General features: G+C 69.9%; 25 protein-coding genes. 17 read left to right on the top strand and 8 right to left on the bottom strand.

What is annotated here, in order from left to right:
- Positions 1-55 precede the first annotated feature (55 nt).
- From DI624_RS10485 to DI624_RS10425, 13 genes are all read left to right on the top strand, one after another.
- Positions 56-1,411, top strand: coding sequence for a hypothetical protein (locus tag DI624_RS10485; RefSeq protein ID WP_291538077.1), 1,356 nt, complete (start codon positions 56-58; stop codon positions 1,409-1,411).
- A gap of 51 nt (positions 1,412-1,462) precedes the next feature.
- Positions 1,463-2,296: a c-type cytochrome biogenesis protein CcmI gene (ccmI, locus tag DI624_RS10480; protein ID WP_291538076.1), complete on the top strand. Its 834-nt coding sequence runs from the start codon at positions 1,463-1,465 to the stop codon at positions 2,294-2,296.
- Between the two features lie 58 nt (positions 2,297-2,354).
- The gene (gene ccmE / locus DI624_RS10475) at positions 2,355-2,852 is read left to right on the top strand and encodes a cytochrome c maturation protein CcmE (protein ID WP_291538074.1); all 498 of its coding nucleotides are present in this window, start codon (positions 2,355-2,357) and stop codon (positions 2,850-2,852) included.
- Positions 2,849-4,837: a heme lyase CcmF/NrfE family subunit gene (locus DI624_RS10470; protein ID WP_291538072.1), complete on the top strand. Its 1,989-nt coding sequence runs from the start codon at positions 2,849-2,851 to the stop codon at positions 4,835-4,837. Before ccmE ends, DI624_RS10470 begins: the two co-directional genes overlap by 4 nt.
- Positions 4,834-5,340: a cytochrome c-type biogenesis protein gene (locus DI624_RS10465; protein ID WP_291538070.1), complete on the top strand. Its 507-nt coding sequence runs from the start codon at positions 4,834-4,836 to the stop codon at positions 5,338-5,340. Before DI624_RS10470 ends, DI624_RS10465 begins: the two co-directional genes overlap by 4 nt.
- A gap of 108 nt (positions 5,341-5,448) precedes the next feature.
- Positions 5,449-6,981 carry a Do family serine endopeptidase gene (locus tag DI624_RS10460; protein ID WP_291538068.1) on the top strand — a complete coding sequence of 511 codons (1,533 nt, stop codon included), beginning with the start codon at positions 5,449-5,451 and terminating at the stop codon, positions 6,979-6,981.
- An 82-nt stretch (positions 6,982-7,063) separates the two neighbouring features.
- The gene (locus DI624_RS10455; protein WP_291538065.1) at positions 7,064-7,735 is read left to right on the top strand and encodes a response regulator transcription factor; all 672 of its coding nucleotides are present in this window, start codon (positions 7,064-7,066) and stop codon (positions 7,733-7,735) included.
- A gap of 149 nt (positions 7,736-7,884) precedes the next feature.
- Positions 7,885-9,303: an ATP-binding protein gene (locus tag DI624_RS10450; RefSeq protein WP_291538063.1), complete on the top strand. Its 1,419-nt coding sequence runs from the start codon at positions 7,885-7,887 to the stop codon at positions 9,301-9,303.
- 138 nt (positions 9,304-9,441) lie between these two features.
- On the top strand, positions 9,442-12,354 hold the full coding sequence (locus DI624_RS10445) for a bifunctional [glutamine synthetase] adenylyltransferase/[glutamine synthetase]-adenylyl-L-tyrosine phosphorylase (RefSeq protein ID WP_291538062.1): 2,913 nt from the start codon (positions 9,442-9,444) through the stop codon (positions 12,352-12,354).
- 70 nt (positions 12,355-12,424) lie between these two features.
- Positions 12,425-13,054, top strand: coding sequence for an EF-hand domain-containing protein (locus DI624_RS10440; protein ID WP_291538060.1), 630 nt, complete (start codon positions 12,425-12,427; stop codon positions 13,052-13,054).
- Positions 13,055-13,120: 66 nt separating this feature from the next.
- Positions 13,121-13,693, top strand: a complete 573-nt coding sequence (locus DI624_RS10435) for an RNA polymerase sigma factor (RefSeq protein ID WP_291538058.1) — start codon at positions 13,121-13,123, stop codon at positions 13,691-13,693.
- Complete coding sequence (locus DI624_RS10430) at positions 13,690-14,097, top strand: hypothetical protein (protein ID WP_291538057.1); 408 nt, start codon at positions 13,690-13,692, stop codon at positions 14,095-14,097. The genes DI624_RS10435 and DI624_RS10430 overlap by 4 nt, the downstream gene beginning before the upstream one ends.
- Positions 14,094-14,627 carry a periplasmic heavy metal sensor gene (locus tag DI624_RS10425; protein WP_291538055.1) on the top strand — a complete coding sequence of 178 codons (534 nt, stop codon included), beginning with the start codon at positions 14,094-14,096 and terminating at the stop codon, positions 14,625-14,627. The genes DI624_RS10430 and DI624_RS10425 overlap by 4 nt, the downstream gene beginning before the upstream one ends.
- A 3-nt stretch (positions 14,628-14,630) precedes the next feature.
- On the opposite strand, the gene DI624_RS10420 is transcribed toward DI624_RS10425, so the two are convergent.
- The gene (locus tag DI624_RS10420) at positions 14,631-15,311 is read right to left on the bottom strand and encodes a bifunctional 4-hydroxy-2-oxoglutarate aldolase/2-dehydro-3-deoxy-phosphogluconate aldolase (protein WP_291538053.1); all 681 of its coding nucleotides are present in this window, start codon (positions 15,309-15,311) and stop codon (positions 14,631-14,633) included.
- A gap of 225 nt (positions 15,312-15,536) precedes the next feature.
- On the opposite strand from DI624_RS10420, the gene DI624_RS10415 reads away from it, so the two are divergent.
- From DI624_RS10415 to DI624_RS10400, 4 genes are all read left to right on the top strand, one after another.
- Positions 15,537-16,049: a GNAT family N-acetyltransferase gene (locus DI624_RS10415; protein ID WP_291538051.1), complete on the top strand. Its 513-nt coding sequence runs from the start codon at positions 15,537-15,539 to the stop codon at positions 16,047-16,049.
- Positions 16,050-16,121: 72 nt separating this feature from the next.
- On the top strand, positions 16,122-16,379 hold the full coding sequence (locus tag DI624_RS10410; RefSeq protein ID WP_269220611.1) for an Lrp/AsnC ligand binding domain-containing protein: 258 nt from the start codon (positions 16,122-16,124) through the stop codon (positions 16,377-16,379).
- Between the two features lie 69 nt (positions 16,380-16,448).
- Positions 16,449-17,744, top strand: coding sequence for a homogentisate 1,2-dioxygenase (gene hmgA / locus DI624_RS10405; protein ID WP_291538047.1), 1,296 nt, complete (start codon positions 16,449-16,451; stop codon positions 17,742-17,744).
- On the top strand, positions 17,741-18,106 hold the full coding sequence (locus DI624_RS10400; protein ID WP_291538044.1) for a hypothetical protein: 366 nt from the start codon (positions 17,741-17,743) through the stop codon (positions 18,104-18,106). The genes hmgA and DI624_RS10400 overlap by 4 nt, the downstream gene beginning before the upstream one ends.
- A gap of 60 nt (positions 18,107-18,166) precedes the next feature.
- Here DI624_RS10400 and DI624_RS10395 read toward each other — a convergent pair whose 3' ends face one another.
- The 7 genes from DI624_RS10395 to hisF form a co-directional block, all read right to left on the bottom strand.
- A complete protein-coding gene (locus tag DI624_RS10395) occupies positions 18,167-18,472 on the bottom strand; it encodes a hypothetical protein (protein ID WP_291538040.1) in 306 nt (101 codons plus the stop codon).
- 93 nt (positions 18,473-18,565) lie between these two features.
- Complete coding sequence (glk, locus tag DI624_RS10390; RefSeq protein ID WP_291538037.1) at positions 18,566-19,552, bottom strand: glucokinase; 987 nt, start codon at positions 19,550-19,552, stop codon at positions 18,566-18,568.
- 29 nt (positions 19,553-19,581) lie between these two features.
- Positions 19,582-21,483 carry a phosphogluconate dehydratase gene (gene edd, locus DI624_RS10385; protein WP_291538034.1) on the bottom strand — a complete coding sequence of 634 codons (1,902 nt, stop codon included), beginning with the start codon at positions 21,481-21,483 and terminating at the stop codon, positions 19,582-19,584.
- Entirely contained in the window at positions 21,483-22,199 is a 717-nt protein-coding gene (pgl, locus tag DI624_RS10380; RefSeq protein ID WP_291538032.1) for a 6-phosphogluconolactonase, read from the bottom strand. The genes edd and pgl overlap by 1 nt, the downstream gene beginning before the upstream one ends.
- A complete protein-coding gene (gene zwf / locus DI624_RS10375) occupies positions 22,192-23,664 on the bottom strand; it encodes a glucose-6-phosphate dehydrogenase (RefSeq protein ID WP_291538030.1) in 1,473 nt (490 codons plus the stop codon). Before zwf ends, pgl begins: the two co-directional genes overlap by 8 nt.
- Positions 23,665-23,712: 48 nt before the next feature.
- Positions 23,713-24,336 carry a bifunctional phosphoribosyl-AMP cyclohydrolase/phosphoribosyl-ATP diphosphatase HisIE gene (gene hisIE, locus DI624_RS10370; protein WP_291538104.1) on the bottom strand — a complete coding sequence of 208 codons (624 nt, stop codon included), beginning with the start codon at positions 24,334-24,336 and terminating at the stop codon, positions 23,713-23,715.
- 140 nt (positions 24,337-24,476) lie between these two features.
- Positions 24,477-25,244 carry an imidazole glycerol phosphate synthase subunit HisF gene (gene hisF, locus DI624_RS10365; RefSeq protein ID WP_291538027.1) on the bottom strand — a complete coding sequence of 256 codons (768 nt, stop codon included), beginning with the start codon at positions 25,242-25,244 and terminating at the stop codon, positions 24,477-24,479.
- Between the last annotated feature and the right edge of the window lie 23 nt (positions 25,245-25,267).

Genomic DNA, 25,267 nt, shown 5'->3' with positions numbered 1-25,267 from the left:
TGTTAACCCGATTGGCGCACCCTGACGGTCTGTATTTCATCGACGGGAGCTTCGCGTGTCGTCCCTGTCCCCCGCCCACCGCGCCGCCCTGAAGGCGGTCGTCGAGGCCTGTCCCGATGCGTCGCTGGCGCAGCTGGGCGGGGCGGTGGCGGCGCTGCAGGGCGACAAGGCGTCGGAACTGGCCGTCATCGTGGGCGACGAAGCGCGCGACCGCGCCCGACGCGCCACCGCCTTCGCGCCGCTGACGCCGCTGTTTCGGCCCCGCGCCGACGGCGTGCCGGCCCTCACCTTTCCGCCGGCGGTGCTGAAGCGCGTATGGCGCGAGGCGGTGATCGGGGAAGAGGCCTTCCTGCCGCTGCTGGACGGGGCCGGCGCCGCGGACGGCGAATGGACCCTGGCGGCGGACCGGCTGTGCGCGCGGGCCGCGGCGGTGCTGCGCGATCGCCCGCGCGATGTCTGGCCCGACTTTCAGCGCCCGCCAGAGGGGGCGCCGCCTTGCACCCCGTCCGAACTGGCGGGCTGTTTCGACCTGACGCCCCTGGCGCGCACGGCTCTGCCGCGCCTGTCGGTCTGGCTGGAGCGGCCCGACGACAATCAACTGGCCGGGCTGCGGCTGCTGATCCAGGACAGTCTGGCCGTGTCGCCCGACGGGGGGCGGCGGATGATCGACATCCTGTTCGCCCACGTGGCGGACGCCGAGCGGATGCTGCGGGTGGTGACGCGCACCAGCCGTTTGGCCGACCGCGAGGTGACGCTGAGCCATTCGGAGATGGGCGTCTTCGTCGAACGGCTGCTGGCCTCGGTCCAGGCGCGGGTGCGGCAGGTGGCGGCGCTTCGGTCTTCCCTGGCCGAGGACGCCATGCGGACGGTTGTCGAACAGGTCGGCTGGTGCGCCGGCGTCCTGGCCGAGATGGACATGACCCTGCAGATCCGGCCCGATTCCAGCTGGGGCAAGACGGCGCGGATGGCGCGGGTGCAGGTCTCGGGCCAGCTGTCGGGCCTGATGAAGTCGACAGCGGCGGCGGTGCAGGCCGCCCTGCCGATGAAACGGCGGACCATCGCCGGCCGCATGACCCGGATGTGCCCGTGGCTGGAGGCGCCGGCGGAGGGCGAGCCGATCGAGGCGGCGGCGGCCCTGCTGGCGGCGGTGTCGGCCCTGCGCGGCGCGGCCGTCACCTTCGGCTGCGAGGCGGACCGGGCGGCGCTGAAGACCGAGATGACCGACTATCTGTCCGCCTGGGCCAATGAGGCGCTGGACGGGGTGGCGGACGGCGAGGTCGACGATCCCGACCATGCGCTGCGGCTGGTCGGGATCGCGGCGCGGTTCCTGACGACGATCGAGGCGCTGGAGGCGGCGCGCGCGGTTCGCCGACGGGCGGCGACGGCGGAAACGGCCCTGCTGCCGCAATGAGGGCCGAAGGAGCGTCTCGCCCGACGCCCTTTGTTCGGCTAGACCCTGATCATGATCGCCTTCTGGATGATGACGGGACTGGCGGCGGCCATGGCCGCTCTGTCGGTGCTGGCCGGCGCGCGGCGCGGCGTCGACCCGGCGTCGGGCGTGGAGACGCAAGCCGGCGCGCGCGAGATCGAGGCGCTGGATCGGCTGAAGGCGCGCGGCCTGCTGGACGACGACGCCCATGCCTCGGCGCGGGCCGAGGCGGGACGCCGGCTGTTGGCCACGGCCGCGACGACGGCGCCCGTGGCGGGCGCCAGGGACAGGCTGTGGGTGCTGGCCGGGATCGGCGTCACGGTGGCCGGCGCCCTGGGCCTCTATGTCGCGACCGGAACGCCCGGCCTGCCGGATCAGGCCTATGAGCGGCGGGTCGATGCCTGGTCCGCCGATCTGGAGGGACTGGCCCCCACGCAGCTGGCGGCGGTCGCCGCCCGCGTCGCCCGAGAACGGCCGGGCGATCGCCAGGCCCTGGCCATGCTAGGCGCCGCGCGCTTCGCCGCCGACGATCCGCTGGGGGCGGCCTCGGCCTTTCGCCGGCTGATCGACCTCGATCCCAAGGACGCCCAGGCCTGGGCGCGGCTAGGCGAAAGCCTGGTCGTGGCCAATGACAACCAGATCGGCGGCGACGCCGAGGCGGCCTTTCGTCAGGCGTTGACCTTGGACCCCGGTCAACTGGGCGCGCGCTTTTTCCTGGGCGAGGCGGCTTTGCGACGCGGCGACCGGACTGCGGCGCGCGCGCTGTGGACGCCCCTGATCGCGGCGCTCGATCCCGCCGATCCGCGTCGCCAGGATCTGGAGCGCCGCCTGCCCGAGGCGAGGCCGCCCAAAGGCATGGCTCAATGACGCATTGGTCGTGCGGGGCGGCGGCTCTATACGCCGTCGAACCTCGAAGGTCCGTCGCATGAGCTGGCTGCCCAAATCGCCGAAGGCGCGCCGTCGCCTGTGGGTCGTCGCCGCCGTGGCGCCGATCCTGGCGCTGGCCGTCGGCCTGTCGCTGTGGGCCATGCAGGACAGCGTGACCTTCTTCTATTCCCCGTCAGAGGCCACCGCAGAAAAGGCGCCGGAGGGACGCAACATCCGTCTGGGAGGGCTGGTCGAGGTCGGCAGCGTGCACAGGTCGGGCGACGGCGTCGTGGCCTTTTCCGTCACCGACAACGTCGGCGCGACCCGCGTCGTTTATCACGGCGACCTGCCCGACCTGTTCCGCGAGGGGCAGGGGATCGTGGCGCAGGGGGCGTTCGGCCCGGACCGCACCTTCCACGCCAGCCAGGTCCTGGCCAAGCACGACGAGAACTATATGCCGCGCGAGGTGGCCGACCGGATCAAGGCCAAGGGCGAGTGGCGGCCGGACGCGGCGTCGGCCGATGCGCCGGCTTCGGCCAAGACCCTTCCCCTATGATCGCCGAGTTCGGGGCCTTCGCCCTGGCCCTGGCGCTGGCGCTGTCCCTTCTGCAGACGGGTCTGTCGGCGGCGGGGCGGATGCGGCGCAGCCCGGTTCTGGCCGGGGCGGCGCAAGGGGCGGCCCTGGCGGCGGCGGCGGCGGTCGCCCTGTCGTTCGCGGCCCTGGTCCACGCCTTCGTCGTGTCCGACTTCTCGGTCTCGAACGTGGCGGCCAACAGCCACACCGACAAGCCGATGCTGTACAAGGTCGCCGGCGCCTGGGGCAGCCACGAAGGCTCGCTTCTGCTGTGGTGCCTGGTGCTGACGGTGTTCGGCGGCGCGCTGGCGCGGGCGCGGGGCCTGCCGTTCGGGCTGAAGGCCTCGGCCGTGGCGGCGCAGGGGGCGCTGGGATCGCTGTTCCTGGCGTTCGCCGTCTTCACCTCCAGCCCCTTCGTCCGCCTGGATCCCGCGCCTTTCCAGGGCGCGTCGCTGAACCCGCTGCTGCAAGACCCGGCCCTGGCCGTGCATCCGCCGCTGCTCTATGCAGGTTATGTCGGTTTCTCGGTCTGTTTTTCCCTGGCGGTCGCGGCCCTGATCGAGGGGCGGGCGCAGACGGCCTTCTGGCCCGCGTGGGGGCGCTGGGTCCGGCCCTGGGCCCTGGCTAGCTGGGCCTTTCTGACCGTCGGCATCGCCCTGGGGTCGTTCTGGGCCTATTACGAGCTGGGCTGGGGCGGCTGGTGGTTCTGGGACCCGGTCGAGAACGCCAGCTTCATGCCCTGGCTGGCGGGGGCCGCCCTGCTGCACAGCGCGGTCGTCACCGAGCGGCGCGGGGCGCTGGCGGGATGGACGGTGTTCCTCGCGCTCTTGGCCTTCACCTTCTCCATGCTGGGGGCGTTTCTGGTGCGTTCGGGCGTGCTGACCTCCGTTCACGCCTTCGCCGTCGATCCCCAGCGGGGGATGATGCTGCTGGCGATCCTGGGCGTCGCGGCCGGGGCCGCCTTCGCCCTGTTCGCCTGGCGCGCGCCCCAGCTGAAGGGCGGCGGGGTGTTCGCGCCCGTAAGCCGGGAAGGCGCCCTGGTGCTGAACAATCTGTTCCTGACGGCGGCGGCGGCGACGGTCCTGCTGGGCACCCTGTATCCGCTGATCCTGGAGGCGGCGTCCGGCGCGACCATCTCGGTCGGCCCGCCCTATTTCGCCGCCACCTTCACGCCCTTGATGATGGTCGCCTTCCTGATCCTGCCGGCCGGACCGCTGTTGGCGTGGAAGCGCGGCGATCTGGCGGGCGCGATGCAGCGGCTGGCCGCAGCGGGCGGGGTCGCCATCCTGTCGGCGCTGGCCGCCTACGCCCTGTGGGAGCCGAGAAAGGCGCTGGCCGCGCTGGGGATCGGCGTCGGGGTCTGGCTGATCGCAGGGTCGCTGGCCGAGGTCGCGGAGCGCATCCGCCTGTTCCGCGCCGCCGCCGCCGAAACCTGGCGGCGGGCCAGGGGGCTGCCGCTGGGCGCCTGGGGCATGACCCTGGCGCATCTGGGACTGGGGGTCTTCATCCTGGGGGCGGTGGTCGAGACCGGCTTCAAGGCCGAGGCGGCGCGGTCGCTGATGCTGGGGCAGAGCCTGTCGGCCGGGCCATGGACCGTGACGCTGGACGACGTGCGGGTGGTCGAGGGGCCGAACTATCTGGCCGAACGGGGGCGATTGATGGTGCGGCCGAGCGATGACCGGGGCCGGGCGACCACGGTCACGGCCGAGCGTCGTTTCTTTCCGGCCGGCGGCCAGACCACGACCGAGGTGGGGCTGGATTTCCGGGGCCTGGACGACCTCTATGTGGTGATCGGCGAGCGGGCGGGCGGTCCCGATCGGCCCGCCTGGGTCGTGCGTCTGTACTGGAACCCTTGGGCGCGGCTGATCTTCCTGGGGCCCGCGATCATGGCCCTGGGCGGGCTGCTGTCGCTGATGGACCGGCGGCTGCGGGTCGGCGCGGGCCGCGCGCGCCGGAAGACGGCATGAGACGTCTGGCCGTCCTCTTGGCCGCGCCGATCATGGCGCTGATGCTGACGGCCGCCGAACCGCCCGCCGCGCCCGACCGCCCCCTGCCTGACGCAGTCCAGGAGGCCCGCGCCCAGGCCCTGTTCAAGGACGTGCGCTGCGTGGTCTGCCAGCACGAGGCCATCGCCGACAGCCCGGCCGGCGTCGCCGGGGACATGCGCCGCCTGATCCGCGAGGAGATCGCCGCCGGCGCCACCGACCAGGCGGTGCGCGACGATCTGGTGCGCCGGTTCGGCGACTATGTGCTGTTCACCCCGCCGGTGCGGGCGGGAACCTGGCTGTTGTGGTTCGGGCCGTTCGCCCTGGTGCTGCTGGCCGGGGGCGCCTTGCTGTTGCGCGCGCGGCGCAAGCCGGCCGAAACGCCCGGCCTGACGCCCGACGAGGTGCGGCGGCTGGACGAAGTCCTGCGAAATGAGAAGCTTCGCCGCGATCCTGACGCAACCTCGCCTCACGACGGGCTTTAGTCGGGATCAACCATCGAACGTCGGCATTGGCGCAAACGCCCTCCGGCCTATATCAATCGCGAAACCGGCGCCCGCCTGGCGTCGGACAAGAGGATCGCAAGGACCACGATGCTGAAGCGCAAGGAGTTCATTCTCGGGGCCGCGGCCGGCCTGACCCTGGCGGCGGCGGCGACCGCCGGCGGCGTGATCAACTGGCCCGGCGCGCACGCCGAACCCCAGGCGGTCAACCGCATCACTCCTGTCCCGGCCAATGGCGACAGCTTCACCCCGCCGCCCGGCGCGCCCAACAGCTTCGCCACTATCTTCGAACAGGTGGCGCCCGCCGTCGTCCAGATCGACGTGACGGTCAAGGTCGACCAGCCCCAGGGCGGCGCCTTCACCATTCCCGGCCTGCCGTTCCAGTTCGTGCCCCCGCAAGGCCGCGGCGGCCAGGGCGACGAACCGCAGACGACGCAAGGGGCCGGCTCGGGCTTCTTCATCTCGCAGGACGGCTTCATCGTCACCAACAACCACGTCGTCGCCGACGCGACCGAGATCAAGGTCAAGATGTCGGACGGCCGCGAATTGCCGGCCCGCCTAATCGGCCGCGATCCGGGCACCGACCTGGCCGTGATCAAGGTCGAGGGCAACGACTTCAAATACGTCAGCTTCGAAGAGACGGCCCAGCCGCGCGTCGGCGACTGGGTCATCGCCATCGGCAACCCCTTCGGCCTGGGCGGCACCGCCACGGCGGGCATCGTCTCGGCCAAGGCCCGCGACATCGATCCGTCGGGGTACAACGACTACATCCAGATCGACGCGGCCATCAACCGGGGCAACTCGGGCGGCCCGACGTTCGACATCTACGGCCGCGTCATCGGCGTGAACTCGGCCATCTATTCCCCCACCGGAGGGTCGGTCGGCATCGGCTTCGCTATCCCGGCGGAGACGGCCAAGAACGTCACGACGCGCCTGATGCAGGGTCAGACGATCGAACGCGGCTATGTCGGCGTCGGCATCCAGGACATTCCACCAGGCACGGTGGGGGCGTTGGCGCTTCCTGCCGACACCAAGGGGGCCTATGTCGGAGAGGTGACGCCCGACGGACCGGCGCAGAGGGCCGGCGTGCAGGTCGGCGACATCGTCGTACAGGTCAACGGCCGCAATATCGATGGTTCGACCGAACTGCGCCGAATGGTCGCTGCGACCGAAGCCGGACAGAATGTGCGCTTCACCGTGATCCGCGATGGCCGTCGTCAGGAGATCAACATCCGCGCGGCCAAGCGGCCGTCGGATGAAGAATTGAACGTTGCAACAGGTGGAGACGACCCTCAAAAAGCGCCTCAGGGACCAGCCGCCAATACCACGGTCGAAGGTATGAAGGTTGCGCCGGTCAATGCGGCGACGCGGCGTCAATATAATCTGCCTGCCGATATTCAAGGGGTCGTGGTGACGGAGACAGTTCCGGGATCCAAGGCCGCGCAGCTGGGTATTCCGACCGGCGTGGTGATCCTGAGAGCCAACAACCAAATACTGTCCGGACCGGCCGATCTGGAGCGGGCCATAGCTGCGGCCCGCTCGGCGGGACGTCCTGGCGTTCTTCTTCTGGTTCGGACGCCGCAGGGCAATCGTTCGGTCGTTCTTGAACTGCCGCGCAACTGATCGGCATTCTGACCAAGGCTTAACTCGTCAATCGCCGCCGATGCGCTAACATCGGCGGCGATTTTGATTCCGGGAGGGGTTCATGCGGATTCTGGTGGTCGAGGACGACGCCGAGGCGGCGACCGCCATGGTGCGGGGCCTGTCCGAGGCGGGACACGAAGTGACCCATGCGGTCGACGGCGCCTTCGGCCTGCTGGAATCGCAGAAGGGCGGCTACGACGTCTATGTCGTGGATCGGATGATGCCGCGTCTGGACGGCGTCGGCATGGTCGAGACGGTGCGCAAGGGCGGCGATCAGACGCCGGTCCTGTTCCTGTCGGCTTTGGGCGAGGTCGAGGATCGGGTGACGGGCCTGAAGGCCGGGGCCGACGACTATCTGGTGAAGCCCTACGCCTTCGCCGAACTGATCGCGCGGGTCGAGGCCCTGGCGCGCCGCCGCGAGACGGGCGGGGTTCAGACCGTGCTGAAGGTCGGCGACCTGGAGATGAATCTGATCGCCCGCACCGTGCATCGCGGAACGACCGAGATCGACCTACAGCCGCGCGAGTTCCAATTGCTGGAGTTCCTGATGCGCCACGCCGGCCAGTCGGTGACGCGCACCATGCTGCTGGAAAAGGTCTGGGAATACCATTTCGACCCCCAGACCAACGTCATCGACGTCCACATCAGCCGCCTGCGCTCCAAGATCGACAAGGGCTTCGACAAGGCCATGCTGCAAACCGTGCGCGGCGCGGGGTATCGGCTGGAGGCGTAGGTTTCGGAGTGGCGAGTGGTTAGTGGCGAGCGGCGAGGATGACAGAGACTGGCGAGCGAGCGGCGATTCACGGCCAGCCGCCGGTGACGCCTCTGCCTGTCCTTGCGCTTGCTCGCCACTCGCCGCTCGCCACTCGCTGCTAAAACCCCATGCGCCTTCCCTCCGTCCTTCGCCGCACGCCGTTTCGGCTGACGCTGCTGTTCCTGGCGCTGTTCGTGGCGGCGGCGGGGGCGATCCTGGCCTATGTCTATTTCGCCTCGGCGTCCGAAGCGCAGGGGCGGGCCAGGGCGGATGTGGAGGGCGAACTGGACGCCCTGACCGCCATCCACCGCACGCGCGGCATAGACGCCCTGAACCAGGCCCTGGTCGAGCGCACGGTTCGCGGCGGGCCGTATCTGTATCTGCTGACCGGGCCGGACGGGAAGATCGTCACCGGCAATCTGTCGGTCATGCCCTTCGACCTGGAGGCGCCGCCCCAGGCGGGGCGGGGGGAGTGGAGCACCTTTCGCCTGACCAGCACCGACGCCGAGGGGCGGGTGCAGAACCGCCGCTCCATCGGCGTGATCCTGCCGCTCGCGGGGGGCGACACCCTGTTCGTGGGCGAGGACATCGGCGGGATCGAGGCCTATCTGGCGCGCCTGACCCAGGCGCTGTGGGGCGCGATGGCCCTGGTCATCCTGCTGGGCCTGGCCGGCGGGCTCTACATCAGCCGGCGGGTGGAGCAGTCGATGGCCGGGCTGAACCGGGTCGTCTCGGCCGTGCAGGAAGGCGACCTCAAGGTGCGCGCGGCCGTGCGCAACACCGGCGACGAACTGGACGAACTGGGCCAGGGGCTGAACACCATGCTGGACCGGCTGGAGGCGTCGATGGCTTCGATCCGTCACGCCGGCGACGCCATCGCCCACGACCTGCGTTCGCCCCTGACGCGGATGCGGGCCAAGCTGGAGGTGGCCCTGATCGACGCCGAGGCGGGCAAGATCGACGGGGTCGACGCCCTGGGCGTCGCCCTGGACGAGGCGGATCACCTGTTGAAGACCTTCAACACCGTCCTGGCCATCGCCCGGCTGCAGGCGGGCGGCGCCCCCGATCCGAAAACGATCGACGCCGCCGACCTGGCCGCCGATATGGCCGAGCTTTACGAACCCGCCGCCGAGGACAAGGCCATCGACTTCTCGGCCGAGATCGAAAAGGGCCTGATGATCGAGGGCAATCAGCCCTTCCTGGCCCAGGCCCTGGCCAATCTGATCGACAACGCCATTAAATACACCCCCGCCGGCGGTGCGGTGAAGTTGCGCGCGCGCAGGCGCGCCTCGGGCGAGATCGAATATTCCGTCACCGACACCGGGCCGGGCGTGCCGGAGGAAGACCGCGAACGGGTGGTCCAGCGGTTCGTGCGCCTGGACAACAGCCGCACCGAGCCGGGATCGGGCCTGGGCCTGTCGCTGGTGACGGCGGTGGCCGAGGCGCATGGCGGCCGCGTCGTTCTGGACGAGGGGCCGGGCGCTTACGGCGATTTCGGGCCGGGGCTGCGGGTGGCCCTGGTGCTGCCGCCGGCTGTGCAGAACTGACGGTTCCGCTCATCCCGGCGAAAGGCTGGACCCCGTTCTTTGGGGGCGGGCTTGTAAGATCGAGCGCGGTCGTGGTCCAACGCATTGCCGGGTGAAAGCACTGGGTTCCGGCTTTCGCCGGGATGAGCGGATAATTGAATGCCCATTCAGCCCCTCTTCGAAACCCTGGCGCCCGCAGGCCCGGTCGCGAACCCCGTCGCCGCCGACCGTCTGCGCGAAACCCTGATCGAGGCCGCCGACGCCGACGGTTGGGCCGATGTCCTGAACGCGTCCTGGCCCGCCCTGGCCCCGGCCGCGGGCGCTTCGCCCTATCTGGCTGGGCTGATGCGCCGCCGCCCTGTCCATCTGCGCCGCCTGCTGGAGGCCGATCCGGGCGAGAGCCTGTCCCGGATCGTACGTGAGACCGATGCGCTGGACGGCGATCCCGAGGCGGTGCGGGCCCCCTTGCGGGTGCTGAAGGCCGATCTGCATCTGCTGACGGCTCTGTCCGACCTGGGGGGCGTATGGGATCTGGATCAGGTCACGGCGGCGTTGTCGGCCTTCGCCGACGCCGCCTGCCGCGCGGCCCTGCGCGCCGTCGCCGCCGAACAGAGGCGACGCGGCCGGCTGATCTCGCCGCCCGACGATTCGCGCGGACCCGTCCCCGGCCTGTTCGGCATCGCCATGGGCAAGCACGGCGCCAACGAGCTGAACTATTCCTCCGACATCGACATCTCCCTGTTCTTCGAGCCGCGCCTGACGACCCTGGCCCTGGCCGAAGGGGGCGAGACGCAGGACTTCGCCAATCGGGTCGGCAAGGGGATCGCCATCCTGCTGAGCGAACGGACAGCCGACGGCTATGTCTTTCGCGTCGATCTGAGGCTGCGGCCCGACCCGTCCTCCACCCCGCCCGTGGTCGCCGCGCCGATGGCGCTGGCCTATTACGAGAGCGTGGGCCAGAACTGGGAGCGGGCGGCCTTCATCAAGGCGCGGCCGGTGCTGGGCGACCTGCGCGCGGCGGGGCGATTCCTCAAGGCCCTGGTCCCTTTCATCTGGCGGCGCAGCCTGGACTACGCCGCCGTGCTGGACATCCAGTCGATCAAGAAACAGATCCACGTCCACAAGACGGGCGAGGGGCTGCAGGCGGCCGGCGCCAATCTGAAACTGGGTCGGGGCGGCATCCGCGAGATCGAATTCTACGCCCAGACCCAGCAGCTGATCCTGGCCGGCCGCGATCCGGCGCTGAGGACGCCCCGCACGATCCAGGCGCTGCACGCCCTGGCCGCCGCCGGCCACATCCCGCAGGCGTTGGCCGAGGAACTGTCCGCCGCCTATGTCGAACTGCGCGGGCTGGAGCATCGGGTGCAGATGCTGGACGACGAACAGACCCACCGCCTGCCCGAGGACGCCGGGCGCCGCGCCGCCGTCGCCGCCCTGGCGGGCCAGTCCGATCTGGCCGCGTTCGACGCCCGGGTCGAGGCCCTGCTGGTGCGCGTCAACGCCCGTTACGGCGAATTGTTCGAGGGCGGCGAAGACCTGGATTCCCGCTACGGCAGCCTGGTCTTCACCGGCGTCGAGAACGATCCCGAGACGCTGGAGACCCTGCGGCGAATGGGCTTTTCGGAGCCGGCGTCGGTCGCCGATGCGATTCGCTCCTGGCATCACGGCCGCATCCCCGCGACCCGCACCGAACGGGGGCGCGAACTTTTCACCCGCCTGGCGCCGCGCCTGCTGGAGGCGGTGGCGCGATCCGGCGCGCCCGACGCGGCCTTTCGCCGGTTCGCCGTCTTCTTCTCGGGCCTGGCGGCGGGGGTGCAGGTCCAGGCCCTGTTCCTGAACCAGCCCAAACTGTTCGAGATGGTCGTGGGCGTCATGGCCTTCGCCCCGCGCCTGGCGCGCACCCTGGGGCGTCAGCCGGCGGCGCTGGACGGGGTGCTGGACGCCCGTTTCCTGGTCGACCTGTCGGAAGAGACCAGCCTGACCGAACAGATGCTGCGCGAGGCCGGCGAGACCGAGGATTTCGAGGGGGCCATGAACGCCGTGCGCCGCCTGCACCGCGAACAGATGTTCCGCATCGGCATCCACGCCTTGACCGGCCGTGCAGGGCCGGAGGCGGCCGGTCGGGCCTACGCCGCCCTGGCCGACGCCGCCATGCGGACCCTGTCTCCGGCGGCCCTGGAGGAGACGGCGCGGGTGGGCGGCGAATTTCCCGGCGCGGTCGCGGTCGTGGCCCTGGGCAAGGCCGGATCGCGCGAAATGACCGCCGGGTCCGACCTGGACCTGATGACCCTCTACGAGGCGCCGGCCGAGGCGACCTCGAGCCTTAAGGACTGGACGGCCGACGTCTTCTACGCCCGCTTCACCCAGCGACTGATCGCGGCCCTGTCGGCCCACACGGCCGAAGGCGGGCTGTACGAGGTCGATATGCGGCTGCGTCCCACGGGTTCGAAGGGGCCGGTGTCGGTGCGGCTGTCGGGTTTCGAAGCCTATTACGCCAGGGAGGCGGAGACCTGGGAGTTCATGGTCCTGACCCGCGCCCGCGTCGTCTGGGCCAGCGACCCTGCGTTCGGAGACCGCGTCTCGGCGGCCATCGAGGCGGCCCTGCGCAGGCCGCGACCGGGCGTCGACATCGCCGCCGACGTCCGCAAGATGCGCGCCCTGATGGATCGCGAGCGGCGACCGCACGGATTCTGGGACCTGAAGCTGTCGCCGGGCGGCCAGGTGGACGCCGAGTTCGCCGCCCAGTATCGCCAGCTTCAGGCCGCCGTCGCCGGCCAGCCCCTGACCCTTTCGACCCTGGAGGCGCTGCACGACGATCCGGTTCTGGCCGAGGCGTGGCGGGTGCAGCAGCGGCTGGCCCATCTGCTGGCCGCCGCCTTCGAGGACCGGGTCGATCCCGAGACGGAGCCGTCGGTGTTCCAGCTGCGTCTGGCCGAGGCGGCGGGCGCGCCTGATTTCGAGACGCTGAAGACGGAGCTGACCGACCTGCGGGCGCGGGCGCGTCGGGCCTTCGAACGGGCGGTTCCATCCGGCCGCGACGGAGAATCCTCCGACCCGCGTTCAATCTCCTGACAGGGCGATGCACGGGGCGATGTACGGGGCGATGCACAGGGCGCGCAAGCGACCCAAGGAGATTATCGAGATGAGAAAGAGCTTTCTGACCGGCCTGGGCGCCATCGCCGTGGCCGCCCTCGCCGGCGCCGCCACGGCCCAGGTTCCAGCTGCACAGGCTCCGACGATCGGCGCCGCGCCGAGCCCGGCGCGGCATGCCGCGGATCGGCCGATCACCCGCGCCCAGTTCGTCGATGCGCGCGTGGCCCGGCTGACCGCCCTGGACGCCGATCGCGACGGCGCGGTCAGCGTCGAGGAACGCCAGGCGGCGATCCAGGCCAAGCGCGCCGAACACGCCAACGATCGCTTCGCCAAGCTGGACGCCGACGGCGACGGCTCCATCAGCCGCGCCGAGTTCGACGCCGGCCACGCCGTTCGCCCGGAGCGCGGGCCGCGCGGCGAACGCGCGGGCCACCGGGCAGGCCTGCGTCACGCCATGCCCGGTCAGGGCGGCTCCGGCCGCAAGGGGCGCGAGCGGGGTCCCGTGACGATCTCCGAGGTCGCGGCCAGGCTGGGCGAGCGGTTCGACAGGCTGGACGCCGACCGGGACGGCGTGATCACCGCCGATGAACGCCGGGCCGCCATGACCGCCCGTCGTGCGGAACGGCAGGCCGCGCGTCCGGCGCCGCAAGTCGCTTCCCCGGCTCCGGCTTCGGAGTAAGAACGGTGTCGGGGTCGGCCGTCGTGGACGAATCGGTCCCTTTCGTCAGCAGCGGAAGAGGCGGGCTTGGTCGAGATCGTCGACCCCGACGAGGATCTGGTGCGCCGCGTGGGTCAGGGGGACCCGGCGGCGTCGCAGGCGTTGGTCGCGCTGAAGCTGCCGCGCATTCACGCCCTGGCGCAACGGATGCTGGGCGACGCGGCCGAGGCCGAGGACGTGGCGCAGGAAACCCTGTTGCGGGCCTGGAGACAGGCGCCGAAATGGGCGCCGGGCCGGGCGCGGTTCGACACCTGGCTGCACCGGGTGGCATTGAACCTCTGCTACGACCGGCTGAGACGGCGGCGCGAAATCCCCACCGAGGCCCCGCCGGATCGACCGGACGACGGGCCGGGGCCGGATCGCGGGCTTTTGGCCGCCGAGACCGGAGCGCGGGTGGCGCAAGCGCTGAGACAGCTGCCGGACCGTCAGCGCGAGGCCATCGTGCTGTGCCACTATCAGGAGCTGTCCAATATCGAGGCGGCCGCCCTGATGGAGATCAGCGTCGAGGCCCTGGAGAGTTTGTTGTCGCGCGGTCGCCGCGCTTTGCGTCAGGCGCTGTCGGACATGGCGCCGGGCGCGCGCAAGGGAGATAGAGGATGAAGGCGAAACGGTTGCAGGCTCTGGCGGACGCCTATGGGGCGGATTTGCGTCGCTGGCCGGCGGACCAGCGCGCCTTGGCCGAAAGCCTTTTGGCCGCCGATCCGTCGCTGCGGGCCGTGCTGGACGAGGCCGCGACGCTGGACGCCCTGCTGGACGCGGCGCCGACGACGGCGCCCTCTGCGGCCTTGATGGAGCGGGTTCTGGCGGCGGCGCCGAAACCCCGGACGCGCGGACGCTGGCGTCAGGCGGTCTGGTATCTGGGCGCCGGCTGGGCGGCTGCGACCTGTGCGGGGGTGGTGGCCGGCGTCGGCCTGACCAGCCACCTGACGGCGGACGCGCGGGCGGATGCGGTGCTTTATCAGTCCTCCCTGACCGGGGTGGACGACACCGAGGTTCTGGGATGAGCGGACGGGTCTTGAAGATCGCCCTGGCCGTGTCGGTCGCGCTGAACCTGTTCGCCCTGGCCGGAGGCGTGACCTACGCCGTCAGCCGCGACAAGATCGAACGGCGGATCGAGGAACAACGCCGGGGCGGCCGCGAAGGGCCGCTGGCCGAGGTGCTGGCCGGGCTGGACCCTGCGGTGCGCCAGCGCGTGCGCGCGTCCCTGCGCGAAACCGCCCTGTCGGCCCGTCCCGACTTCGAGGCGGCCCGGGCGGCGCGGCGCGAAGCCGTCGCCGTGGCCGGCCAGCCGACCCTGGACGCCCAGCGCGTCCAGACCCTGCTGGAGCAGTCGCGCGCCGCCGAGATGCGCGGCCGCCAGCGGCTGGAGACCGGGGCGGTCGCCCTGCTGGCCACCCTGACCCCCGAAGAGCGCAAGGCCCTGACGCCCCTGCTGCAACGCAAGGGGAGCGCCCGCCGCGACGCCGCGCGCCACGATGGCCCTGGGGCGCGTCGACCGCAGACGGCCGCCCCGGACGACCGTCCCGCTGGCTGAGGCTTAGGCGGCCGTCGCGGCGCGGAAGGCGGCCACCGCGTCAACGGCCGCGCGCACCGAAGTCTCGATGGCGGCCCAGTCGCCGGCCTTGACCGCCGCGTCCGTCACCAGTTTCGATCCCATGCCCGCCGCCACGATGCCGGCGCCGAACCATTTGGCGATGGAGGCTTCGTCGGGGTCGACGCCGCCCGTCGGCATGATCTTGACCCAGGGCATGGGGCCCTTGACCGCCTTGACGAAGTCCGGCCCGCCGACCGACGAACCGGGAAACAGTTTGACGATGTCGCAGCCCAGTTCGTGCGCCTCGCCGATGTCGGTCACGGAGCCGCAGCCGGGGAAATAGGCGACCATGCGCCGGTTGCAGACCCTGGCCACGTCCGGGATCAGGCAGGGGCTGACCACGAAGCGCGCGCCCCGGTTCAGATAAAGCGCCGCCGTGCCGCTATCGACCACCGAGCCGATGCCCAGCACCACCTCGGGATCGGTCCTGATCAGTTCGCGATTGATCTCGCCGAACAGGTCGCAGGCGAAGTCGCCGCGATTGGTGAACTCGACCACCGGGGCCCCGCCGCGCGCGCAGGCGCGGATGACGTTCAGGCTGACCTCGGGGTCCGGGTGATAGAAGACGGGGCACACGCCCTGGGTCTGGAGCGCCTGAAGCACGCTGACGCGATCATGGGCCATGTCTGTCTCCTGCGGTCCCGATGCGGCGGGAGCGTATGAGGCCGTCGACCGGCCCGTCGGTTCCTGCTTATCCCAGGCCGTCGGCGATGCCAAAGCGCGCGGCCCCCGCTTCGCCGGCCTGGGTTGGAACATATTGTTTCACCGGCGCGGACGCCGCCCGATCTTGATCGAGGTCAAGGCGCGAGGGCTGTGGACAGGCGATGGAGCGGCATGAAGGAGAACCCCATGACCCTGCTTGATCGCGAACGGCTCGTCACCCGCACCGGCCTGCGCCTGGATGTCCGCCGCGCGCGCGACGAGGACGAGCGCGCCCTGGCCGCCTTCTTCGCCAAGGTGACGCCGGAGGACATGCGGTTCCGCTTCCTGTCCACCCTGAGAGCGCCGGGCCACGACCAACTCGTGGCCCTGATCGAGAAGCCGTCCGCAGATGGCGAAAGCCTGATCGCCTGGGGCGAGGACGGGGCGGTGGCGGCGACCGCCGTCCTGGCCGGCGACGCGGCGGGCGAAAGGGCCGAGGCGGCCATCCTGCTGCGCGGCGACCTGAAAGGGCAGGGAATCGGGTGGACCCTGCTGGAGCGGCTGGTCGCCGAAGCCCGGTCGCGCGGCTATTCTGTGATCGAATCGCTGGAGGACCGCGCCAACCACGCCGCCCTGCAGGTCGAGAACGACATGGGCTTCCAGGTCGCGCCGGTCGAGGACGAACCGACGTTGGTCTGGGTCAGCAAGCGGCTGCACTGATCCCGTCGTCAGGCGTTTCGGAGGCGGTCGCCATCGGCTAGAAGGCGTCCGAACTTCAGGAAGGCCACGGCCATGATGACCGCCATCTTCGTCTTCATCAAATGCGAGCTGGGCTACGCCAACGATGTGGCGGCCGACATCGTGGACAATGTGGAGAATGTGTCGGAGGTCTATTCGACCTCGGGCCAACACGATCTGCTCGCCAAGTTCAACCTGCCGCGCGAGGCCGACATCGGGACCTTCGTGACCAAACAGGTCCAGACGCGCCCGCATGTGCGCGACACCTTCACCGTGATCACCTTCTCCCCCTTTCTGCCGTCCAAGGGCTGACCGCGCCCCTTGCGGCAGGTGACGCTGGCGCGTGCGGCGGCTAAACCGGGCGCCATAGGGAGACACGACATGACGCGATCCAACGCGCCCGCCTATATGACCGGCTTCGGCAATCATTTCGCGACCGAGGCCGTGCCCGGCGCCCTGCCGCAGGGGCAGAACTCGCCGCAGACGACGCCGATGGGCCTCTATGCCGAACAGCTGTCGGGCACGGCTTTCACCGCCCCGCGCGCCGAGAACCGCAGAAGCTGGCTTTATCGTCTTCGCCCCTCGGCCCAGCACGGCCCCTATGTCGTCTTCGACCAGGGGCGCGTGCGGTCCGGCCCGTTCGACGAGACGCCGCCCAATCCCAATCGGATGCGATGGGACCCGCTGCCGATCCCCGAAACTCCGACCGACTGGGTCGAGGGGCTGACGACCTATGGCGGAAACGGCGAACCCGACGCCGGGGCCGGGGCGGGCATACACCTTTATGTCGCCAATCGTTCGATGACCGACCGGGTCTTCTACGACGCCGACGGCGAACTGCTGATCGTGCCGCAGCAGGGGGCGCATCGGTTCGTGACCGAGATGGGCGTCGTCGAGGCCGAGCCGGGTCACATCGTCCTGATCCCCCGCGGCGTCCGCTTCCGCGTCGAGGTGGAAGGGCCGGTGCGGGGCTATGTCTGCGAGAATTACGGCGGGCCGTTCCGCCTGCCCGACCTTGGCCCGATCGGGGCCAACGGCCTGGCCAATCCGCGCGATTTCGAGACCCCGGGCGCGGCCTATGAGGACCTGGACCGCCCGACCCAGTGCATTCAGAAATACGGCGGCCGTCTGTGGGTCACGACCTTCGATCACAGCCCGCTGGACGTCGTCGCCTGGCACGGCAATCTGGCGCCCTGCCGCTATGACACGGCGCGGTTCAACACGATCAACACGGTCAGCTACGACCACCCCGATCCGTCGATCTTCACCGTCCTGACCAGCCCGTCCGAGACGCCCGGCACGGCCAATATCGACTTCGTCATCTTCCCGCCGCGCTGGATGGTGGCCGAACACACCTTCCGGCCGCCCTGGTTCCATCGGAACGTCATGAGCGAGTTCATGGGGCTGGTCACGGGCGCCTATGACGCCAAGGCGGGCGGTTTCGCGCCGGGTGGGGCGTCGCTGCACAATCGCATGAGCGGCCATGGTCCCGACCAGGCCAGCTACGAGGCCGCGATCAAGGCCGAGTTGAAGCCGCACAAGATCGAAGACACCCTGGCCTTCATGTTCGAGACGCGCGCGCCGATCCGCATCACGAAATGGGCGTCGGACTCACCGCAGATGCAGCTGGACTACGACGACGTCTGGTCGGGCTTCGCCAAAGGGCAAGTTTCATGATCCGCATTTCCCTCATCGCCGCCGTCGCCATCCTGGCGGCGGCCTGCACGCCGCAGACCACGACGGGGGCCGGATCGGACGCCCCTCTCCAGAGCGCCGAGGCCGCGGCCTGCGCGACGCGCGGGGGCGTCATGAAACAGGTCGGGCGGATGCAGATCTGGCGGTGCGTGATCCGCTACGCCGACGCCGGCAACCGTTGCACCGACGGCGATCAGTGCCAGGGCGATTGCCGCGTCGAGGGCAATGCGGGGATCGCTGCGGGAACGGCGTCCGCCGGCGTGTGCCAGGCGACCAGCGACCGCTTCGGCTGTCACGCCACGGTCACGAACGGCAAGGTCGGTCCGACCCTCTGCATCGACTGACGGCCGGATGCGAAAAAGCCCCCGTCGCGAACGACGGGGGCCGGATCATCCGTGGACGGATTAGTGGGTCGACGGCGTGTTCGACGTGGTCATGCCGCCGTCGGCGTTGCCGCCCTGCTGCTCGACCTGGTCGGCCTTGCGGTCGGCGTTCTTCTCGACCTGGTCGGCCTGGGCGTTCAGCGCATCAGACTGGGCCTGGGTCGGGGCGGTCGCGGCCTGGGCCTCCAGCTGGTCGGCGTGGGCTTCGCCCGTGGCCTCGATGGCGTCGGCGCGCTTCTCGGCGGCCTTGTCGGCGGCGCTTTCGCCGCAGGCCGCGACGCCCGACAGCACGAACAGCGACGCGGCGGCGATGGCGAACTTTTTCATCTGGGTTTCCTCTCCATGGTGGAGACGAGAAAACGTCACGGCGCCGGTTCGGTTCACGTCGCCGTGAGATTTACGTGATCGCCGGGGCGGACTTCAGCCCTCCGCCTCGGCGAAGGCGACCCGCGCTGCGCCCAGCAGGGCAGCGTGTTTGTGCATGATCACCTTGGTCGGAATCTCGGACATATAGGCCTTGAAGCGGCCCTTGCGCTCGAACCGCTGGCGGAAGGGGCTGGCCTTGATGAAGGGCAGGATGCGCGGAACGATGCCGCCGGCGATATAGACGCCGCCGCGCGCGCCCGTGGTCAGGGCGATGTCGCCGGCGACGGCGCCCAGTATGGCGCAGAACCGGGCCAGGGTCGCGCCGCACGGACTGTTCGGATCGGCCATCGCCGTCTGGGTGATCTGGGCCGGATCGTCGATGTGGGTCTCGCGCCCGTCGATCTCGGCCAGGGCGCGGTGCATGTTCAGCAGGCCGGGACCGCAGATCAGCCGTTCGATGGAAACGCGGTCGTAGCGGCGGCGCAGGATGCGCAGGATCTCGTCCTCGACCGGATCGCCAGGCGGGAAACAGGCGTGCCCGCCCTCGGAGGGCATGGCCATCTCCCGGCCATGGGCGTCGCGGACCAGAGCCGAGACCCCGAAGCCGGTGCCGGGGCCCAGCACCGCGACCGTCGAATGCGGATCGCCGTCGACCGGACCGCCCAGGCTTTCCAACTGGTCTTCCGGCACGATGGGCGCGCCCCAGGCCAAGGCCTCGAAATCGTTGATCAGCTTGACCGGCTTGAGGCCCAGGGTCTGAAGCTCGCTCTCCGACACCTGCCAGGGCGAGTTGGTCAGGTCGATGGCGCCGTCGGTGACGGGGCCGGCCACGGCGATCACGCCGCCGGTCGGCTTGACCTCGCAGCCGTCGATGAAGGCGGCGACCCCTTCCAGGAAGGTGGGATAGGTCTCGGCCGGGAAGCTTTCGTGGTGGTCCAGCACGGGCCTGCCGTCCACCATCCGGGCCACGGCGAAACGGGCGTTGGTGCCGCCGACGTCCCCGACAAGCTGGGGGCCGACGAGAAGGGTCTTGTCGTTCATGAAGCGTTTCCTGCGCTCGGTTCGGTGGATCAGGCGTCCACGGTCCGGTCGACGAAGTTGGGGTTGGGCGGGGTGTCGTCATGGCCGCGAGAGCCGGGCGGGACGGCGAAACAGACGGTCGCCCCCTGTTCGGCCGTCGTGACCACGTGGCGGAAGGCGCCGAACAGTTCGCGGCCATAGCCCCAGGACGAGCCTTCGGCGTTGACCTGGGACCGGGCGGCCAGGGGGCGGGCGGTCAGATCGGCGATCCCGACCGTGGTCAGGACCCCGGCCTCGGCATCCAGGCGGATGATGTCGCCGTCCTGGACATGGGCCAGGGGGCCGCCGGCCAGGGCCTCGGGCGAGACGTGGATGGCGGCGGGGGTCTTGCCGCTGGCGCCCGACATGCGGCCGTCGGTGACGAAGGCGACCTTGAACCCCTTGTCCTGGATCACCGACAAGGCCGGCGACAGGCTGTGCAATTCCGGCATGCCGTTGGCCTTGGGGCCCTGGAAGCGCAACACGACCACCACGTCGCGGAACAGCTTGCCGTCCTTGAAGGCCTGGAGGGCGTCTTCCTGGGTCTCGAACACGGCGGCGGGGGCCTCGACGATGCGGTTCTCGGGCTTGACGGCCGAAATCTTGATGACCGCCCGGCCCAGATCGCCCTTGACCAGACGCAAGCCGCCCTCGCGGTCGAACGGGTCGGAGGCGGGGCGCAGGATGTCGCGGTCCAGGCTTTCGGTCACGCCGTCGCGCCAGACCAGTTCGCCGTCCACCATCGACGGCTCCTGGAAATAGGGTTCGATTCCCTTGCCCATGATGGTGGTCACGTCGCTGTGGATGTTGCCCGCCTGGGCCAGTTCGCGGGCGACGAAGGCGACGCCGCCGGCGGCCTGGAAGGCGTTCACGTCGGCCGACCCGTTCGGATAGACCCGCGCCAAAAGCGGCGTGACCGACGACAGTTCGTCCATGTCGGTCCAGTCGATCAGCACCCCCGCCGCCCGGGCCATGGCGACCAGGTGGATGGCGTGGTTGGTCGACCCCCCCGTGGCCAGAAGGGCCACGATCATGTTGACGATGGACTTTTCGCTGATGACGTCTGCCATGCGGCATTCGCCGCTGCGGGCCAGTTCGACCGCCCGTTTCGCCGCCGCCGCCGTCAGGGCGTCGCGCAGGCCGGTGTCGGGGTGGACGAAGGCGGTCGAGGGCATGTGCAGGCCGCCCAGCTCCATCATCATCTGGTTGGAGTTGGCGGTGCCGTAGAAGGTGCAGGTGCCGGGCGAGTGATAGCTGCCGATCTCGCTTTCCAGCAGGGTCTGGCGATCCACCTTGTTCTGGGCGTATTCGGCGCGGACGCGGGCCTTTTCCGCGTTCGGAATGCCCGACGGCATCGGGCCTGCGGGGGCGAAGACGACCGGCAGGTGGCCGAAGGCCAGGGCGCCCATGAACAGGCCGGGCACGATCTTGTCGCAGACGCCCAGCATCAGTCCGGCGTCGAAGGCGTCGTGGGTCAGGGCCACGCCGGTCGACATGGCGATGACGTCGCGGCTGAACAGCGACAGCTCCATGCCGGGCCGCCCCTGCGTCACGCCATCGCACATAGCGGGGGTTCCGCCGGCGACCTGGGCCGTGGCGCCGACCTCGCGCACGGCGGCTCGCACGACATCGGGGAAACGCTCGAACGGCTGATGGGCCGACAGCATGTCGTTATAGGAGGTGACAATGCCCAGATTGGGCCTGGACCCGTCCATGGCCGTCAGCTTGTCGGCGATGGTCTGGCCGGCGAAGGCGTGGGCCCAGTTGGCGCACGACAGTTTGGCGCGCCCGGCGCCGCTGTCGCGCGCGGCGTCCATGCGGCGGATGTAGTCGGCGCGCGTCTCGCGGCTTTTCTCGACGATGCGGGCGGTGACGGCGGCGACCGTGGGATGCACTTCGCTTCGGGGGGCCATCAGCCTTCCTCCGTCCACAGAACTTCAAGGGGGACATCGGCCGCGACCAGGGCGGCGATGGGCTGGATCTTCGGGTCGCCGGCGGCCTGTTCCTCGAACACCCGGCGCTTGGTCTGGCCCTTCAGGCCCAGGATTACGCGCCCCGCCGACATCAGATAGGGCAGGTTGATCGACAGCCGCTCCAGGCTGGGCGCCATGCCGTCGCGGCCGCGGGGCACGCCCAGGACGGTCGGCTTCAGCGTGGACGTCAGGAGCGTCTTCAGCGTCGGGCTTTCCGGGAACATGGAGCAGATATGGCCGTCCTCTCCCATGCCGAGAAGGACCGCATCGAACCGTCCGCCCGCATCGGCCAGGGCGTGGGCCGCAACGATGGCGGCCCGGTCCACCGTCACCTCGGGCGAATAGAGGGGGATGAAGCGGGCGAACGCCGCCCTGTCCTGCAACAGCACGTCGCGGATCAGCCGGGCGTTGGATTCGGGCGAGGTCTCGGGAACGTAGCGTTCGTCCACCAGGGTCACGGCGACCTTCGACCAGTCCAGATCGGTCGCGGCCAGACGGCGATAGACCGGGGCCGGGGTCGACCCGCCCGGCCCGGCGAACAGGGCGGCGCCCCTGTCGCGGACGGCGGCGCCCAGCGTCTCGGCCAGACGCCCCGCGATGGCCTCGGCCCAGGCGTCGACGGAGGGGAAGGCTTCGATGGGGCCGAACTCAGACATCGGTCGTGTTCCAGTCACGGCCCGTCCGCATCATCAGCGTGTCGGCGCTGTCGGGACCCCAGGTTCCGGCGACATATGGAGCGGGCTTCAGGCCGGATTCGGCCCAGGCGTCGGACACCTCGTCGACCCATTTCCAGGCCTGTTCCGCCTCGTCGCGGCGGACGAACAGGGTCGAATCGCCCGCCATCGCGTCCAGCAGCAGGCGCTCGTAGGCGATGCGGCGGCGCGGCGGGGCCTCGCCCTCGCCGTCCCCCGAATTGGGCACCCCCCACGACAGGCTCATCTTGATCGGCTGCAGCTGCATGCGTTGATCGAGACCCGGCCGCTTGTTCATCACGGTCAGGGAGATGTCTTCCTCGGGCTGCAGTTCGATGACCATCCGGTTGGCCTGGACCTCGCCCCGATCGTCTTGGCCGAAGATGGAGTGGGGCACCGGCTTGAACTGGATGACGATCTCGGTGCGCTTCTCCGGCAGGCGTTTGCCGGTCCGCATGAAGAAGGGCACGCCGGCCCAGCGCCAGTTGTCGATGTCGGCGCGAATGGCGACGAAGGTCTCGGTGTCGGAATCGGCACCGCGTTCCTCGTCATAGCCCTTGGCCGGCTCGCCTTCGCTGACGCCGGCCACATACTGGCCGCGCACGGTGACGCGCTCGGCCTCGTCGGAGGTGATGGGGCGCAAGGAGCGCAGCACCTTGACCTTTTCGTTGCGCACCGAATCCGGGTCCAGGTCGCTGGGCGGTTCCATCGCCACCAGGCACAACAGCTGCAGCATATGGTTCTGCACCATGTCGCGCAGGGCGCCGTATTCGTCGTAATAGGGCCAGCGGTCGCCGACCCCCACGGTCTCCCCGATGGTGATCTGGACGTGGTCGATGGACAAGTTGTTCCACAGCGGCTCGAAAATGGTGTTGCCGAAGCGCAGGGCGATCAGGTTCTGCACCGTCTCCTTGCCCAGGTAGTGGTCGATGCGGAACACCTGGTTCTCGTCGAAGGCGTGGCCCACGGCGTCGTCGATTTCGAGGAAGGAAGCCAGGTCGCGCCCGACCGGCTTTTCCAGGACGATGCGGCAGTTCCTGTCGGCCAGGCCGGCCGCCTTCATCGCCGTGACGATGCGGGCGTAGAGCGACGGCGACACGGCCAGGAAGGATGTGACCTCGCCGTCTCCGACCTTGGCCTTCAGCGGTTTCAGGCTGTCGGCCGAGGTCGCGTCGACCGCCAGATAGTCCAGCCGCGCCTTCATCCGGGACCAGCTGTCCTCGTCCCATGCCTGGTCGGCCTCGGCGCGCGGCTTCACCGCCTCGTGGACCTTGGCGACATATTCTTCGGCGGTTTCCTCGGAACGGGCGGCGCCGATGATCTTCAGTCCGTCGGGCAGCAGGCCGTCGCGTTCGAGAAAATACAACGACGGCAGCAGCATCCGCATCGCCAGATCGCCGCCGCCGCCGAACAGAATGAGAGCCGCCATCGATTTTCCCTCGACTGTCCCATTTTTCGGGACGCACGCCTTTACGGCCTAGCTGCTGGCTTTGCCCGCTTCCGCACGCGAGGCCAACACATCCAGCACGTCCTGAAACACCATGTTACGGGCATGGAGAAGCACGAGCAGGTGATAGAGCAAATCCGCAGCCTCGCTGGCGAGTTCCTCGTCGGGGCCCGCGACGCCGGCCAGGGCGGTCTCGACCCCCTCTTCGCCGACCTTCTGGGCGATGCGTTTGGGGCCTTGGGCGATCAGCTTGGCGGTCCAGCTTTCGGACGGATCGGCGGCGGCGCGCACGGCGATGGTTTGTTCCAGCCGGGCGATGCGGCCCAGGCCCGGCGCGTCGGCGTCGCCGAAGCAACTGGTCCGGTCGAGGTGGCAGGCGTTTCCGACCGGACGCACGCCCAGCACCAGGGCGTCGCTGTCGCAGTCGGACGTGATGGACACGACGTGCAAACGGTCGCCCGAGGTCTCGCCCTTCCTCCAGCGCCCGCCGCGCGACCGCGAGAAGAAAGTCGCCTCGCCGGACTGGATGGTCTCGTCCAGCGCCGCCCGGTCCATATAGGCCAGGGTCAGGACCTGAAGCGTGGCGGCGTCCTGCACCACCACGGGAACCAGGCCGTCGCCTTTTGCGAAGTCGATGGTGTCGGGGTCGATCAATCTATTCACCGCTCATCCCCGCGAAAGCGGGGACCCAGTTCTTTTGTCTGACGTTGGATAAAAGGCTGCGAAAGGTCGGCGACGATGATCGCCCAAAGCGCTGGGTCCCCGCTTTCGCGGGGATGAGCGGAGATTTGACATCATACCCTCATCTCCAACCCCTGATCCGCCAAATAGGTCTTGAGGTCGGGAATGGCGATTGCGCCGGTGTGGAAGACGCTGGCGGCCAAGGCGCCGGACACGTCGGCCTGTTCGAACACGTCCCTGAAATGCTCGGGCGCGCCGGCGCCGCCCGAGGCGATCAGCGGGATGGTCAGGCGCGCGCGGGCGGCGGACAGTTGTTCGATGTCATAGCCGCGCCGAACGCCGTCCTGATCGATGCAGTTCAGCACGATCTCGCCGGCGCCCAAGCCTTGCGCCTCATCCAGCCAGTCCAGGGTGCGCTTGCCGGCGCGGCGGCGCGCGTCGGGATCGCCGGTGTATTTGTGAACCACCCAGTCGCCGTCCTCGAACCGGCTGTCGACGCCGACGACCACGCACTGGCCGCCCAGCCGTTCGGCCATTTCCGCGATCAGTTCGGGCCGCTCCAGGGCGGGAGAGTTGATCGACACCTTGTCCGCGCCGTGGTCCAGGCAGCGGGCGGCCTGATCCACGCTGCGGATGCCGCCCGCGACGCAGAAGGGGATGTCCAGCAGACGGGCGATGTCCCTGATCCAGCCATAGTCCAGCGTCCGCCCCTCCGGGCTGGCCGTGATGTCGTAGAAGACCAGTTCGTCGGCGCCCGCATCGCGATAACGGGCGGCCAGTTCGGCGGCGTCGCCCATGTCCGCATGGCCGACGAACTTCACGCCCTTGACCACCCGGCCGTCCTTGACGTCCAGGCAGGGGACGATACGGCGCGCGGTCACTTGACCGCCCTTTTGTCTGAAGA

Origin of the sequence: Brevundimonas sp., from assembly GCF_003248455.1 — a bacterium.
GTDB lineage: Bacteria > Pseudomonadota > Alphaproteobacteria > Caulobacterales > Caulobacteraceae > Brevundimonas.
The sequence above is the reverse complement of the archived record's forward strand: the minus strand, read 5'-3'. Positions and strand labels throughout refer to the sequence as shown.